The organism is Planomonospora parontospora, from assembly GCA_014647935.1.
In the GTDB taxonomy this organism is placed as follows: Bacteria; Actinomycetota; Actinomycetes; order Streptosporangiales; family Streptosporangiaceae; genus Planomonospora; species Planomonospora parontospora.
The window spans coordinates 630,868-646,167 of record BMQD01000001.1 but is presented as its reverse complement, the minus strand read 5'-3'; the positions used below and the strand labels follow the sequence as shown (position 1 = coordinate 646,167).

The 15,300-nt window shown below is 75.7% G+C and carries 12 protein-coding genes; 7 read left to right on the top strand and 5 right to left on the bottom strand.

The genetic code is table 11. The features are described 5' to 3' along the window. Positions 1–222: 222 nt before the first annotated feature. Positions 223–555, bottom strand: coding sequence for a putative quinol monooxygenase (locus IEZ07_RS02920; RefSeq protein ID WP_191893313.1), 333 nt, complete (start codon positions 553–555; stop codon positions 223–225). A gap of 279 nt (positions 556–834) precedes the next feature. Between IEZ07_RS02920 and IEZ07_RS02915 the strand changes: the two genes are divergently transcribed. Genes IEZ07_RS02915 through IEZ07_RS02885 form a run of 7 tightly spaced genes read left to right on the top strand, consistent with a single transcriptional unit; the run spans position 835 to position 9,898 of the window. After that, entirely contained in the window at positions 835–2,163 is a 1,329-nt protein-coding gene (locus IEZ07_RS02915; RefSeq protein WP_191893312.1) for a hypothetical protein, read from the top strand. Further along, a complete protein-coding gene (locus tag IEZ07_RS02910) occupies positions 2,160–4,496 on the top strand; it encodes a serine/threonine-protein kinase (RefSeq protein WP_191893311.1) in 2,337 nt (778 codons plus the stop codon). Before IEZ07_RS02915 ends, IEZ07_RS02910 begins: the two co-directional genes overlap by 4 nt. After that, positions 4,493–5,545 carry a PP2C family protein-serine/threonine phosphatase gene (locus IEZ07_RS02905; protein ID WP_191893310.1) on the top strand — a complete coding sequence of 351 codons (1,053 nt, stop codon included), beginning with the start codon at positions 4,493–4,495 and terminating at the stop codon, positions 5,543–5,545. Before IEZ07_RS02910 ends, IEZ07_RS02905 begins: the two co-directional genes overlap by 4 nt. After that, complete coding sequence (locus IEZ07_RS02900; protein WP_191893309.1) at positions 5,542–6,876, top strand: vWA domain-containing protein; 1,335 nt, start codon at positions 5,542–5,544, stop codon at positions 6,874–6,876. The genes IEZ07_RS02905 and IEZ07_RS02900 overlap by 4 nt, the downstream gene beginning before the upstream one ends. A 13-nt stretch (positions 6,877–6,889) precedes the next feature. Continuing rightward, a complete protein-coding gene (locus IEZ07_RS02895; protein WP_191893308.1) occupies positions 6,890–7,558 on the top strand; it encodes an FHA domain-containing protein in 669 nt (222 codons plus the stop codon). After that, the gene (locus IEZ07_RS02890) at positions 7,555–9,027 is read left to right on the top strand and encodes a GlnX family signal transduction membrane protein (RefSeq protein WP_239321021.1); all 1,473 of its coding nucleotides are present in this window, start codon (positions 7,555–7,557) and stop codon (positions 9,025–9,027) included. The genes IEZ07_RS02895 and IEZ07_RS02890 overlap by 4 nt, the downstream gene beginning before the upstream one ends. A 31-nt stretch (positions 9,028–9,058) precedes the next feature. Then, positions 9,059–9,898, top strand: coding sequence for a glutamate ABC transporter substrate-binding protein (locus IEZ07_RS02885; RefSeq protein ID WP_191893307.1), 840 nt, complete (start codon positions 9,059–9,061; stop codon positions 9,896–9,898). Positions 9,899–10,005: 107 nt separating this feature from the next. Here the strand turns inward: IEZ07_RS02885 and IEZ07_RS02880 are convergent, their stop codons facing one another. The 4 genes from IEZ07_RS02880 to IEZ07_RS02865 all read right to left on the bottom strand — a co-directional run bounded on the left by IEZ07_RS02880 (position 10,006) and on the right by IEZ07_RS02865 (position 15,293). Then, positions 10,006–10,557 carry a hypothetical protein gene (locus tag IEZ07_RS02880; protein WP_191893306.1) on the bottom strand — a complete coding sequence of 184 codons (552 nt, stop codon included), beginning with the start codon at positions 10,555–10,557 and terminating at the stop codon, positions 10,006–10,008. Between the two features lie 152 nt (positions 10,558–10,709). Then, a complete protein-coding gene (locus tag IEZ07_RS02875; RefSeq protein WP_068894048.1) occupies positions 10,710–11,453 on the bottom strand; it encodes a lysophospholipid acyltransferase family protein in 744 nt (247 codons plus the stop codon). 39 nt (positions 11,454–11,492) lie between these two features. After that, positions 11,493–13,991, bottom strand: coding sequence for an MMPL family transporter (locus tag IEZ07_RS02870; protein ID WP_191893305.1), 2,499 nt, complete (start codon positions 13,989–13,991; stop codon positions 11,493–11,495). A gap of 297 nt (positions 13,992–14,288) precedes the next feature. Then, positions 14,289–15,293 (bottom strand): family 2B encapsulin nanocompartment shell protein, encoded by a 1,005-nt coding sequence (locus IEZ07_RS02865; RefSeq protein WP_301549299.1) that lies wholly within the window; start codon positions 15,291–15,293, stop codon positions 14,289–14,291. Between the last annotated feature and the right edge of the window lie 7 nt (positions 15,294–15,300).

Genomic DNA, 15,300 nt, shown 5'->3' with positions numbered 1-15,300 from the left:
CCCGCCGACCTGGGGGACGGAGCCGTCCCATGACGTGTGACGGCCCCCGCCCCGGCGGCTCCCGCACCGCCCGCTGATCACACGGGACAGCAGACCAGACCTGGCGGTTCGTGTCCAATACCGGTAAACGCATCCGATGGATACCGGAACGGATATCACCGCAGGCGGAGCGGTGGGGAAACGTCGCCGGAGGAGGACACCCCCTCTTCGCGGGAGGGGGATTCAGTCCCGCTCGGGCACGGCCATCTCGCCGAGGAGGGACCAGTCGTCCTGCGGGATCGTGGTGTTGACGATCCGGGGCGTGGCGGCGAGGTGGGGCGGCAGCGTCCGCTGCGCCTGCCGGAAGTGCTCGGACCCCACGTGCGCGGCCCCGGCCTCGTCGTCGCGGAACGCCTCCACCAGGACGTACTCGACCGGGTCGTCGACGCTCCGGGACCAGTCGAACCACAGGCAGCCCGGTTCGGCGCGGGTCGCCTCCGTGAACTCCCGGGTGATCTCGGGCCACCGGTCGGCGGACTCGGGCAGCACGCGGAACTTGGCGGTGATGAAGATCATCGGTTCTCCTCTGCTGGTGGACGGCGGGACGCGGTCGCGGAACGACCCGCCGACGATGCTAGTGATCCCGGCGGCCGGTCCCCTCCGGGACACGGGGGACACGGGGAACCGCGCCGGGCTCCCCGGCGGCGCCGCGAACATCCCGGTTCGGAAACTTTCCACTGCGATCCTTCGTCAACGGGTAAAGAGCGGATGAAGAACCACACTTTCCACGGGGGCCTCGCGCACGGGAAGGTACGGGGACCGTTGACCGGGAGTCCAGGGGCGGCCGGGCCGCCGATGAGCGCCGAAGGCGTCCAGCACGCCCTCCGGGTCCGCCGCGAGGAGCGGGACCGCATCTCCGGCGACGTCCTGGACCTGGACGCGCACACCGTGTTCCGGCTGCTGGGCGGTTCCGCGCTGCACGGGGAGACCGCGCGGCGCTGGGCGGACGCCGAGCGCCGCGCGGCCCTGCTCTGGACCCTGCTGGACGCCTACCGGGAGGTCCTCGACCGGGCCGAGCGGATCGCCGGGAGCCGTCGCAGGCTCGGGGCGGCCGAGCTGGCGGAGCTGACCGGGCTGCTCACCGGACCCGCCGTCCGCCTCGCGCCCGAGGCCCGGCCGGTGGAGCGCCGGTCGCTGCTGGCCTCGCCCGGCGAGCGCCTCACCCTGGACGGGGCGGTGGCCGCGATGGACGCCGCCTTCCGCGATGTCACCGCCCTGGTCGCGGACGTGGACGCGGTCTGGAGCGCGGTGCTCCCCGGGCTCGACACCGCGGCGGCCGCGGCGGCCGCGGCCCGGGGGCTGCTGCGCGGGCTCGGGGACGGCGATCCCGAGCTGGACGCGTGCGAGCGGGAGATCGAACGGCTCCGGGGGGAGCTCCGCGGCGATCCGCTCGGCTCCGGCCGCGGGCAGGCCGGGGCCGTGGAGCGCACCGCCGCCACCGCGGGGCGCCTGCGCGAGCGGGCGGAGCGCGCGACGGCGCTCCGGCGGGGGTACGGCGCGCACCGCGAGGCGCTGGGGCTGCTCGTCGGCCGGGTGGCCGAGGCAGAGGAGGAGGCCCGCCGGACCCGCGACCTCGTGCTGGTGAAGATCGCCTCTCCGGCACTGCCCGCCCTGCCCTGCCTGGCCCCGCTCCTGCGTGACCGGCTGACCGCGCTGGACCGACCCGGTACGGGACCCCGTACGGGCGGCCCGGACCCCGCCGGCGGCGCGCGCGGCCCGGACGGCGGCCCGGAGGCTTCGGAGGGCCGTTCGGAGGGCCTTTCGGAGGGCTCGGACCGCCACTCGGAGGACTCGGCCGGCGGCCCGGGAGGCGAGGGCGGCCGCCGGTGGCTGGCGCGGGCCGAGCTCCTGGCCGGCCTCGAACGAGACGCCGAGCAGGCCCTGCGGCAGGCGGAACGCGCCATCGCGGAACTGCGCGAACTGCTCGCGCGCCGCGACGAGCTCCGCGGGCGGCTGGAGGCCTTCCGGGCCAAGGCCGTACGGCTCGGCCGGGCCGAGGACCCCGTGCTGGACCGCCTGCACCGGCAGGCCTACGACCTGCTCCGGACCGCCCCCTGCGACCTGCGGCGGGCGACGGTGGCCGTGACGGGATACCGGCGCGCGATCGAGGGAGGCGCCCCATGACCGGTTGCACCCGGCCGGACTGCTCGGGAACCGTCGAGGACGGCTACTGCGACCTGTGCGGCCACGCCGCGCAGCCACGGCCACGGCCGCAGCCCCAACCCCAGCCCCAGGCCCAGCCCCGGCCACAGTCCCGGCCCGCACCCGCCCCGTCCCCGCCGCCTCCCGCGGCCCCTCCTCCCCCGGGGCCCGCCGGCTCCACACCCGTCACCATCCCCTCGGCCGGGCGCCACGGGACCGGTACCGCCGCGAGCCGCGGGACACGGGGCACCGGCGGGTCCCGGCCGGGCCTGCTGGGCACCGGGCTGGCCGAAGTGCCCCCCGTGCTCTACCGGGACCCGGCGGCGGTGGTGCTGCACGACCCCCAGGTGCCGGAGGACCGCAGGTTCTGCGGCGCGCCCGGCTGCGGCAGGCCCGTCGGCCGGAGCCGCGACGGCCGGCCGGGCCGTACCGAGGGGTTCTGCCCGCACGACGGCACCCCGTTCTCCTTCACCCCCAAGCTGCGCGAGGGCGACCTGGTCGCCGGGCAGTACGAGGTGAAGGGCTGCCTGGCGCACGGCGGGCTCGGCTGGGTCTACCTGGCCGCCGACCGCAACCTCGACGGCCGGTGGGTGGTCCTCAAGGGCCTGCTGAACACCAACGACGCCGAGGCGCTGGCCGTGGCGGAGGCCGAACGCCGCTTCCTGACCGGGGTGGACCACCCGAACATCGTCAAGATCTTCAACTTCGTCCGGCACCGCGAGCCCGGCACCGGCCCGGCCGCCGGGCGGATGGCCGGATACCTCGTCATGGAGTACATCGGCGGCGAGTCCCTGCACGACCTGCTCCGCCGCCGGCTGCGGGAGACCGGCGCCGCCGAGGCCCTGCCGCTGCGCCAGGCGATCCCGTACGCGCTGGAGATCCTGCGCGCCCTCGGCTACCTGCACGAGCGGGGGATGCTCTACTGCGACCTCAAGCCCGCCAACGTGATCCAGGTCGGCCGCGAACTGAAGATCATCGATCTCGGCGCGGTCCGGATGATCGGCGACTCCGACAGCGCCGTCTACGGCACCGTCGGCTACCAGGCTCCGGAGATCGCCTCCGAGGGTCCTTCGGTCGCCTCCGACCTCTACACCGTGGGCCGGACGCTGGCGGTGCTGTCCATCCCCTTCAGCCCGGTCTCCGGTGGCGCCGAGGCGCCCGTCCCCGCCCTGGAGGATCTCCCGCCGGCCGTCCGGAACGAATCCTTCCACCGCTTCCTGCTCAGGGCGACCGCGCCCTCCCCCACCGCCCGCTTCGCCGGGGCCGAGGAGATGGCCGACCAGCTGGTGGGGGTCCTGCGGGAGGTGCGCGCCGCCGAGGACGGCGTCCCCTACCCGGCGCCGTCCGTCCTGTTCGGCCCCGAGCGGATCGCGGCCGGGACCGCCCTGGCCGCGCCCGGCGGCGGGCGCGCGCTCGTCCCGCTGGAGCGCGCCGCCGCCGCGGCCGCGCTGCCGGTCCCGCTGGCCGACCCCGCCGACCCGGCCACCCCCTTCCTGTCCGGGCTCACCGCCCGCACCCCCGGCGAGCTGACCGCCATGCTCGGCTCCACGCCGCACACCCCCGAGACCCTGCTCGCCCTCGCCCGGATGAGCGCCGAGCACGGCGCCGGGGAGACGGACGCCCTGCTCGTCCGGGCCGCCGCCGAACTGCCGGGCGACTGGCGGGTCCTGTGGTGCCGGGGCGTGCACGAGCTCGTCTCGGGCGACCTCGCCAAGGCCACCGCGATCTTCGACCGGTGCTACGACCTCCTGCCCGGCGAGTGCGCGCCCCGGCTGGCCCTCGCCTTCTGCCTGGAGTGCGCCGGGGATCCGCGGGCGGCGGCGCGCCGCTACGAGACGGTGCAGCGCACCGACCGCTCCTACGTGAGCGCGTCCTTCGGGCTGGCCAGGAACCGGCTGGCGGCGGGCGACCCGGACGGGGCGGTCGCGGTCCTCGACGGGGTGCCGCCGAGCTCCAGCCACTTCGTCGCGGCGCGCCTGGCCTGCGTGGCGGCGGCCGTACGGGAGCGGGACCCCGCCGCGCTGGACGCCGCGGCGCTCGCCGGGATCGGCGCGCGCCTGGACGACCTGGCCGACCTGGACCCGCGCCGCCGGGGGGAACTGGCCACCGAGGTGCTGGAGAGGGCGCTGGAGTGGCTCGGGTCCGGTGGCGGCCGCGGCTCCGGGACGGTCCTGGGCGTGCCGTTCACCGAACGCGCGCTCCGCCGGGAGCTGGAACGCCTCTACCGCGGGCTCGCCCGGGGCGCGGCCACCACCGCCGAACGGCACGCGCTGATCGACCGCGCCAACGCCACCCGCCCCCGGACGATGCTGTGACGGGCCGTGCCGGAGGGTTCTGCCCGTACTGCGGTGCGGGCGTGCTGCCCGGCGATCTCTTCTGCGAGCAGTGCGGCCGCGAGCTCTCCTCGGCCCGGTGCGCGCGGTGCGGACCCGCGCCGGTGGACCCGGACGGCTACTGCGAGCGCTGCGGCCTGAAGCAGCCCACCGGGCGCGACCACGCCGAGACGACGGCGGGCGGCGCGGCGGGGGTGAGCGACCGGGGGCTGCGGCACGCCCGCAACGAGGACGCGATGGTGCTGGCCGCGGCCGGACCGGCGGGAGGACCGGCCCGGGGCGGCCTGACGGTCGGCGTCGTCTGCGACGGCGTGTCGTCCTCGCCCCGGGCGGACGAGGCCTCGTCGGCGGCCGCCTCGACCGGCGCCGCCGTACTGCTGGAGGCGCTCGGCGCCGGGACGGGCCCCGAGGCCGCCACCCGGGCGGCCGCGGCGCGTGCCGCGGCGGCGGTGGCGGCGCTGGCCTCCTCCCCGGACGACGCGCCCGCCTGCACCTACGTCTCCGCCGTGGTGGGACCCGGCGGGGTGACCGTCGGCTGGGTGGGCGACAGCCGGGCGTACTGGCTCCGTTCCGGGCCGCCCGGCCCCGGCTCCCGCGACGTCCCCGGCTCCCCCGACCGGTCCGTGCCCACCCGGCCCGTGCCGCCCGCCGGCCCCGCCGTACCGGAGGACCGCCTGCCGCTCACCGGCTCCGCGCTGCTCACCGAGGACGACACCGCCGCACCCGGCGTGCTGTCGGCGTGGCTGGGAGCGGACGCGGGCGAGGTCGGGGCCCGCGTCCGCACGTTCGCCCCGCGGGACTCCGGCGCGGTCGTGGTGTGCAGCGACGGCCTCTGGGGCTACCTGCGCGAGGCCGCCGCCCTGGCCCCCTTCACCGCCGGGACCGCGCCGCTGGAGGCCGCCCGCGCCCTGGTGCGGCACGCGCTCGCGGCGGGCGGCCGCGACAACGTCACCGTCCTGGTGATCCCGTTCGACCCGCCGCCGGCACCGGCCGGCGCCCCCGGCACGCACCGGCACAGGAGGAACGATTGAGCGACCGGCCCCTGTTCACGCTGAGCATCGACCAGAACGAGCACCTGCCCGCGGGCGGCCGGGAGGTCCACGCGATCCTCACCGTCGAGGCCTCCGGCCCCGCCCTGCAGCCGGCCGGGAGCGTCGAGGCGGCCGAGGTGATCATCGTCGACGCCTCCGGGTCGATGGGCGGACCCAAGATCGCCGAAGCCCGCCGCGCCGCGCAGGTCGCGGTGGAGACGCTCCGCGACGGCGTGCACTTCGCCGTCGTCGCCGGGACGCACGAGGCGGCCAAGATCTATCCCAGTGGCCGGGCCGGGCTGGCGCGGGCGGACGCCGGGACCAGGGAGCAGGCCGCCCGGGCCCTGCGCGGGCTGAACGCCGGCGGCGGCACCTCGATCGGCGCCTGGCTGCGGCTCGCCGCCGAACTGCTGCAGGACCACCCCGGGGCGGTACGGCACGCCATCCTGCTGACCGACGGCCAGAACAACGAGGACGAACGGGTGTTCGCCGCCGCCCTGGCGCACTGCGCGGGCAGGTTCGTCTGCGACTGCCGGGGCGTCGGCACCGACTGGAAACCGGCGGAGCTGCGCCGGGTCGCCGAGGCGCTGCTGGGCGGCTCCGGCTTCATTCGCGACCCCGGGGACCTGGCCGACGACTTCCGGGCGATGGTCGAGACCACGATGGGCAAGGCCGTGGCCGAGGTCGCGCTGCGGATCTGGACCCCCCAGCACGGCCGGGTGAAGTACCTCAAGCAGGTGTCCCCGGCCCTGGCGGACCTGACGGGCCTGCGGGCGGACGTCGACGCGCTCACCGGCGACTACCCGACCGGCGCCTGGGGCGCGGAGACCCGCGAGTACCACCTGTGCGTCGAGATCCCTCCGGGCGCGGTCGGCCAGGAGGTCCGCGGCGCCTGGGTGCGGCTGGTGGTTCCGGACGCCGGGACCGGGGAGCCGGGCGGGCCCGGCGACATCCTGGCCCGCGGCAACGTCCTGGCCCGGTGGACCGACGACCTGGCGCTGTCCACCCGGGTCAGTCCGGGGGTGGCGCACTACACCGGGCAGGCGGAGCTGTTCGAGCTCATCCAGGAAGGGCTGGGCGCACGCGCCGCGGGCGATCTGGAGACCGCGACCGCCCGCCTCGGCCGGGCCAGGGAGCTCGCCGAGGAGTCCGGCAACACCGACACCGCCAAGCTGCTCGCCAAGGTCGTCGAGGTGGACCCCGGGACCGGCACCGCCCGGCTCCGCCGCACCGTCGACCGGGCGGACGAGATCGCGCTGGACACAGGCTCGGTCCGGACCGCCCGCATCAAGAAGGAGCCCGGCCCCGGCGGCCGGGACGCCGCGAGCTGAGAGGAGGAGCACCATGGCCGACTGCCCCCGGGGGCACGACCCGGGCGAGGCCGGGCTCGCCGACGGATACTGCGGCGTCTGCGGAAGCAGGCTGACCGGTGTCCCCGGCGCGGGCGGCGCCTCCCCGCCGCCCCCGTCCTCCCCGTCTGCTTCGGCTGCTCCGGCCGCCGCCGGGTCGCCCGGCGGGTGCGCCGCCTGCGGGGCGCCGGTCAGCGGGCGGTTCTGCGAGGACTGCGGCCACGACCAGGCCGCGGCGGCGCGGCGCGCGGTCGCGGTGGAGTGGCGGGCGACCGTCGAGGCCGACCGCGCGCACTACGACGAGATGATCGCGCAGGGCGGCCCGGACGCCGCCCGGGTGCTGTTCCCGCCGTACTGCCCCCGGCGGGACGTCCCGCTGACCGGAACCGAGGTCCGCATCGGCAGGCTCAGCCGTTCCCGGGCCCTCGCCCCCGAGATCGACCTGAGCGGCCCGCCGGAGGACCCGGGCGTCTCCCACCTGCACGCGGTCCTGCTCTCCGGGCCCGGAGACACCTGGACCCTCGTCGACCCCGGCTCCGCCAACGGCACCATCGTCAACGGCCGGCCGGTCGAGGCCAACCGGCCCGTGCCCGTGGACGACGGGGCCCGGATCCATCTCGGCGCGTGGACCCTCATCACCCTGCGGCGCGGGAGGAGCGCATGACGTCCGCCCCGCCCCGTCCCGCTCCGCCGGCCCCGGCGGCTCCCCCGCCTCCACCGGTCTCGTCCGGGGCCTCGGGAGGCGGGGTCCCGGCCGTCCCGGACCGCACAGGCCGCGCCCTCCTGCCGCGCGGCGTCCCCGGCCGGATCCGCCTGATCACGGCCGTCTCCGTGCTGGCCCTCGCCGTACTGTTCGGCACCCTGTTCACCGCCGCCCAGAGCGTCCGGGACGGCCTGGACGTCATCGGCCACGACGCCGGACCGCAGGTCGTGGCCACCGCCGACCTGTACTTCGCGCTCAGCGACATGGACGCCCAGGTCGCCAACGTGCTGCTGATCGGCGGCGAGCACCGGCTGGGCAAGGGGCGCGCCCGCGCGCTGGAGGTCTACGAGCGGCGCAGGAGCGACGCCGGGCGGGCGGTGCTGCAGTCCTCCGCGCTGGCCGGTGGCGACCCGGCCGAGCGGCGGACCGTCCAGGCCGTGCTGGACGGCCTGGGACGCTACGAACGGCTGGCCGCGCGGGCCCTGCTCCTCGACGAGCAGGCCGGGCACCCGGCGGGCCCGCCGCCCCGGCCCGTCCTGGAGGTCTACCGCGAGGCGACCGACCTGATGCGGCTGGAGCTGCTGCCCATGGCCTACAACCTCACCCTGGAGAGCGGGACCGTGGTGCGCCGCGCCCACCAGGAGCGGACCCTGGCCGTGCGGGCGGGGCAGGTACTGACCGGGGTCGCCGGGGTCGCCGCCCTCTGCTGCCTGGTCTGGCTCCAGGTGTTCCTGGCGCGCCGGTTCCGCCGGGTGTTCAATCCGGCCCTGCTGGTGGCGACGGCGATCGCCGGGATGTACGCGCTGACGGGCGTCACGGTCCTCGGGCAGGAGGCCGACGTCCTGCGGGCCGCCAAGCGCGACGGGTTCGACTCGGTCCTCACCCTGGCCCGGGCCCGGGCCGTCGGCAGCAGCATGCACGGCGACCAGAGCCGCTGGCTGCTCGACCCCGAGCGGGCCGACACCTACGAGCAGACCTACCTCGACAAGTCGCAGTCGGTGCTGTACACCCCGGCCGGTGACCTCGCCGCCTACCAGAGCGCGGTGAAGGCGGCGGTGGACGGGGACCGCGCCGCCTTCCTCGGGCTGGTCGGCCAGGAGGCGGCCCGTACGAACCTGCCCGGCAGCGGGCCCGCGGTCGCAGCCGTGCTGGCGCGCTACCGGGACTTCCAGCAGGCGGACCGCACGATGCGGGAGGCGGGGCCGCGCCGGGCCGTCGAGCAGCGGATGGGACGGCTGGAGACCGCGTTCGGGGAGTACGACGCGGCGCTGCTGAGGCTCGCCGAACTGCACCGCGTCGCGTTCGACCGGCAGATCCGGAACGGCGAGGAGCGGATCGGCGAGCTGTGGTTCCTCCTGCCGATCGCCATGGCCTCCACGGCCGTGATGATCCTCGCCGGGGTCCGGCCCCGGCTGTCGGAGTACCGATGACGGAAGGGGCACCGATGACGGGAGAGGGACCATGCGACCTGTGACCGCACGCACCGCGGGACCCCTGACCGTGCGCACCGCGGCGGCGCTGCTGGTGCTCCTGCCCGCGGCGGCCTGCGGGACCGGCGGCCCCCCGTCGATCCTCGACCGGGAGACCCTGGTGATCGGCGTCAAACCCGACCAGCCGGGCCTGGGAGTGAAGGTCGCCGAGGGCCGGTACGAGGGCTTCGACGTCGACGTCGCCACCGAGGTGGCCCGGCGGATCGGCGTGCCCGACGTCAGGTTCGTCACCGCGCTGTCGTCCACCCGCCAGCGCCTCATCCAGGAAGGGACGGTCGACCTGGTCGTCGCGACCTACTCGATCACCCCGGAGAACCGGAGCAAGGTGACCTTCGCCGGGCCGTACTACGTCGCCCACCAGGACACCCTCGTCCGCGCCGGCGACCGGGCCGTCGGGAACGTGCGCGATCTGAAGGGCCGCCGCCTCTGCAAGGCCGCGGGATCGAACTCCTGGCGCCGGGTCGCCGAGGAGCGGCGGATCCCGGTCGAGCTGGTCCCGGCCTCCTCCTACGGTGACTGCCTGGCCAAACTGCGCTCCGGCGCGGTGGACGCCGTCTCCACCGACGACCTGATCCTGGCCGGTTTCGCCGCGCGCGACGGCTCGGCGCTCAGGATCGTCAACGCCCCGTTCACCGACGAGCGGCTGGGCATCGGGATGCGCAAGGGCGACCTCGACGGCTGCGAGGCCGTCAACCGCGCCATCACCGCCATGTACCAGGACGGCACCGCCGAGAGACTGCTGCGCAGGTGGTTCGGCGGGTCGGGACTGGCGCTCACCCTCACCGTCCCCCAGTTCGAGGGGTGCGCCTGATCCTCCGTCCGGCCGCCCCCGGGTACGGAGGCGGCCACGTGCGGCCAGGCGTCGGCGCGGCCCTCGACGCGCTCACCGGCGGTCCGCCCCACGGCGAACGGCCGGCGTCAGGAGTACGAGGCGACCATGCCGGCGACCACACCCGCCGTGCCGAGTGCGGTGACCACGAAACCGACGACCACCGCGGCGCGCCGGCCCCGCCGCACGCCGAGGAAGTACATGATCACGTAAGGCAGGAAGCCGAGCCCGCCGACGCCGAGGAAGGGCATGGTGAGGGCGGCGACGACGCCGGCCGCGCCCGCCTTCACCGCGCGGTCCCCCTCCGGGGTCAGCTGGGCGCGGGTGACGTCCCCGGCCTCGGAGTCCGGGGAGGCGTCCACCGGGACCGGAGCGCCTCCGTCGTCGGGGGTGAAGCTGCCCTTGCAGTCGTAGCGGCCCTGGCCGAGGGCCTCGCACGAGACCACGGTGAGCGTGCCCGGCGTGCCGGTCTTCCCGGCCGCGAGCTCGATCCCGTCCACCGCGAGCAGGATCGGCACCAGGCAGACGAGCAACCAGCACCCGACGAGCAGCACCTGGACCGCGCGCCCCGGCAGGTTTCCGGGGCTCGGCTTCGGTCCGGGCTGGATCGCGCTGATGATGTCGTCGAACGAGTCACTCATGGACATATGGTGCACTACGTCACTTGCAACCCACCTGTTCGCGACTTGCAGGGCCCCGGGAACGGCCGGGACCCCGCGCTCGCGCCTTGCAGGGCCCCGGAATCGTCCGGGGCCTCACCTCGGGGCCTCGGGACCCCGAGGCCCTTCCGCACTCACCCCTTGCGGCGGGCCTCCGCCTCGGCCGCGTCCATCGCCGCCGCCTCCTCCGGGGTCGGCGCGGTGCCACCCAGGTGGCGGGGCTGCCACCACACGCCCTGCGGGATCTCCGGGTAGCTCCGCTGGGACCGGTCCAGCAGTTCCTCCAGCTGCTTGCGCAGGCCGGCGGTGACGGCGTCGTAGTCGTCGCCGCGCTTGGGACGCATCGGCTCGCCGACCGTGATGCTGATCGGCACGTGCCGCTGGGTCAGCCTCCTCGGGCGGCCCTTGGTCCACAGCCGCTGGGTCCCCCAGAGCGAGATCGGGATCATCGGCACGTCCGCGGCGACGGCCATCCGGACCGCGCCGTTCTTGATGTCCTTGATGGTGAACGACCGGCTGATCGTCGCCTCCGCGAAGACGCCGACGACCTCCCCCGCCTTCAGCGCCTTCAGCGCCGCGCCGAACGCCGAGGCCCCCGCCGCCCGGTCCACCGGGATGTGGTGCATGCCGCGCATCAGTGGACCGGAGATCCGGTGGTCGAAGACCTCCTTCTTGGCCATGAAGCGCACCAGGCGCCCGGCGGGGTTGGCGGCGAGCCCGGCGAAGATGAAGTCGAGATAGCTGATGTGGTTGCTGACCAGCACCGCGCCGCCGCTCCGGGGGATCCGGTCGGCGCCGTCGATGCGGATCTTCATGTCCAGCAGCCGGAACATGGTCTTCGCCGCCGCGATGACCGGGGGATACACGATCTCAGCCATGGCTGAACCGTACCTCAGGCGATGGGCCTGCCCACTCCTTTACGGTGTAGATCCGCTCGTCGCGGCGCGGCGCCGTACTGGGCCCGCGCGCAGGGGCGACCACCAGTTCGCCCGGCCCGCCAGGCACATGACGGCAGGCACCAGCAGCGCGCGGATCAGCGTGCAGTCCAGCAGTACGGCCAGCGCCAGCCCCACCCCGACCATCTTGAGCAGGACGAGACCGGAGGTCGCCAGCGAGGCCATCACCACGGCGAAGATCACGGCGGCGGAGGTGAACAGGCGGCCGGTGTGCTCCATCCCCGCCGCCACCGCCGCACGGGTGTCCCCCGTGCGCCGGTACTCCTCGGTGATCCTGGAGAGCAGGAAGATCTCGTAGTCCATGGACAGCCCGAAGGCGATGCAGAACATGAGCGCCGGGACCAGGACGTCGAGCGTGCCCGTCACCGAGAAGCCGCCGACCAGCTCGCGCAGGTGGCCCTCCTGGAAGACGTGGACCAGCACGCCGAACGTCGCCCCCAGGCTGAGCGCGTTCATCACCAGGGCCTTGACCGCCAGGACCACGCTGCGGGTCATCGCCGCGATCAGCACGAAGGTCGCCAGCACGACCAGGGCCAGTCCCTGCGGCAGGGCGTCGCCGACGGCCTGGCGGATGTCCGCCAGCTGCGCCCCGGGCCCGCCCACCACCGCCGGGCCGGGAGCCGGGACAGATCGCACCGCACGGGCGAGCTCGCTGTTCTCCACGGAGTAGGGCTCGTGGTCGGTGGCGACCGCCAGCCACGTCCCGGCGGGCGAGGTGAAGCGCTGCGGCGGACCCGGGGGCGGACCGGTGAGCCCGCCGTCGCGGTAGGAGCCGGTGGCGGTGCTCACCCGTGCCACGCCCGCCAGCGCCGACACGCGCCGGGCGTAGGCGTCCAGCCCGGCACGGGCATCCGACTGGACGCGGGCCTCCAGCCGAACGCGGGCCTCGGGCCGGGTACGGACGTCCGCCCGGGCACGAACCTCCGCCCGGGCACGGGCCTCCGGCCGGGCACGAACCTCCGCCCGGGCACGGGCCTCCGGCCGGGCGCGGGCCTCCGGCCGAGCACGGGCCTCCAACCAAGCACGGACCTCCGGCCGGGCGCGGGCGTCCCCCGGAGGTGTACGGCCGGGCGCCGCCGCACCGCCGCCCACCGCCTTCAGCCCGGGCAGCACCACCGTGGTCGCCGAGATGCCGTCACGGGCGTCGAAATCGCGGCGCAGGTCCTCCGACGCCCGCGCGGCGGGGGCCTCGGGCGGCAGCAGCCGGTCGTCGAAGACGCCGAAACGGGCGCCGAGGAAAGGTGACGCGACGGCGACCAGCAGCACGACGGTGGGCACCGCGACGGCCAGGGGCCGGCGCATCACCGCCTCGGCCAGCCGGAACCACCGCCCCTCCGGCCCGGCCCCCGGCGCCGCCCGGCCGCGCGTGGCCCGCCACGGCCTGGGGACGGCCAGGCCGTCGATGCGTCTTCCGAGCACGGCCAGCACCGCCGGCAGCACCACCAGGCTCCCGACGGCGGCCAGCAGCGTCACCGCGATGCCGCCGTAGGCGACCGAGCGGAACATGGTGAACGGGAAGAGCAGCAGCGCGGCCAGGCAGGACGAGACCGTCAACGAGGAGAAGGCCATGGCCCGGCCGGTGGTGCGCAGGGTCACGCGGATCGCGGAGGCCACGTCGCGGCCGCCCGCCAGCTCCTCCCGGAACCGGGTGACGATGAACAGGCTGAAGTCCACCGCCAGCGCGAACCCCAGGGCGCTGGCGATGCTCATCGCGAAGGCGGAGACCTCGGTCACCTCGGTGAGCAGGCGCAGCACCGCCATGGTCCCGGTCACCGCGAACACGCCGACGAGGACCGGCAGCACCGCGGCGGTGAGGCTGCCGAACACCAGCAGGAGGATGACGACGGTCAGCGGGACGGTGATGAGCTCGGCCCTGCGCAGATCGCGTTCGCTGCGGCTCCGGGCCTCGGCCTTGACCTGGGCCTCCCCCGTCACGGAGAGGGTCAGCGGCCCGTGCGCGCCGGTCAGGCCCGGTGCCAGGCGGGCGGCGGTGGCCGCCTGGCGCATGTCGTCGCCGTGCAGACGGGCCACGATGAGCGCGGCCCGCCCGTCACGGCTGCGGAGGCCGGGCGAGCGCGCCTCCCAGTAGGAGGTGACGCGCGCGACACCGGGGTCGCGGGCGAGCCGCGCCGCCACGTCCGACCCCGCCCGCGCCATCCGCGCGTCGTCCACCGGCTGCGCGCCGCGGGCGATCACCACGAGATGCGGGTCGCCTCCGGCGAATCCCCTCTCCAGCAGTTCCGCGGCACGCGCGGATTCGGCGCCGGGGACCGTGGCTCCGCCGAAGGTCAGCCGGTCGTGTACGCCGTGACCGGCCAGCGCTGCCACGGCGAGGCCGAGGGCGGCCAGCCACAGGACCAGGCGGCGGCGCCGGACGAGGAACCCCGGAGGCGGCCCCGCCGGGTCCGCGGGCCGGCCCGCGGGCGGCTCCACCACGGTCTCCAGAGGGTGGTGCAGCACCCCGTCCTCCTTCGCGGCGGAGCGCCCCCGCCCGCATCGTCACCCAAGCCTTGCTGATTACTTTGTGTGACCATAGCGGTGATCGCGTTTACGGTGGGTGAGGTGGGGCGGGAACGCCACCGGGTCGGCGTCGCACGGGGCCGCGCGCCCTGCCGCCCCGGCTCGGCGCGGCGGGGCGGGGCGGCAGGGCGGCAGGGCGGCAGGGGCGGCAAGGCGGCGGAACAGCGGGGCGGCAGGCACAGCAGGACGGCAAGGAAGGAAGGTGGCAAGGCGGGAAAGCGGCAGGGGCGGCAGATCTCATGAATACACTTCGACGCCCTCCAGGACCCCGAGGGCGTCGGGCACCAGCACGGCCACCGAGTAGTAGGCGGTCACCAGGTAGGAGATGATCGCGTGCTCGTCGATGCCCATGAACCGCACCGACAGCCCGGGCTCGCGCTCCCCCGCCAGCCCGGTACGGCGCAGCCCCACGACGCCCTGGTCCTTCTCGCCCAGGCGCATCACCATGATCGAGGTCAGGCCGCCGTCACTGATCGGGATCTTGTCGCAGGGCAGAATCGGCACCCCCCTCCAGGCCATGGCCCTGGCCCCGTCTACCTCGGCGGTGGCCGGGTACAGGCTCCGCCGGTTGCACTGCCGGCCGAAGGCCGCGATGGCCCGGGGATGGGCCAGGAAGCAGTGGGAGCTGCGGCGCCGGCACAGCAGGTCGTCGAGGTCGTCGGGGGTGGGCGGCCCGGAGCGGGGACGGAGGCGCTGCTTGAGGTCGGCGTTGTGCAGCAGCCCGAACTCGCGGTTGTTGACCAGCTCGTGCTCCTGCCGCTCCCGCAGCGCCTCGATCGTCAGCCGCAGCTGCTGCTCGGTCTGGTTCATCGGCTCGTTGTACAGATCGGCCACCCGGGTGTGCACCCGCAGCACCGTCTGCGCCACGCTCAGCTCGTACTCGCGCGGGGCGAGCTCGTAGTCGACGAACGTGCCCGGCAGCACCGGCTCGCCCCGGTGGCCCGCCGTCAGCGCGATCTTCGCCTCCCCGTAGGCGTTCCGCGGCTTCGCGGACCGGTCGCGGGCGTCCCCGGACCGGCCTCCGTCACCGGGGGCGAGGACGGCCCGCCGGTTCACCCGGTAGACGCCGTCCACCTCCGTCCAGGGCAGCACCCGCAGGAGGTGGCGGGGCGTCGACGCCTGCGTCTGCGGCACGGTCTTGGCCGTCGTCGCCAGCCTGCGGGCGGCGGCGGTGCCCAGGCTCAGCCGGCAGGCCTCCGCCGCGGGAGCGGCCCGGGCGATCCCCGCGGTCTCCGTGCTCACCGTGGTC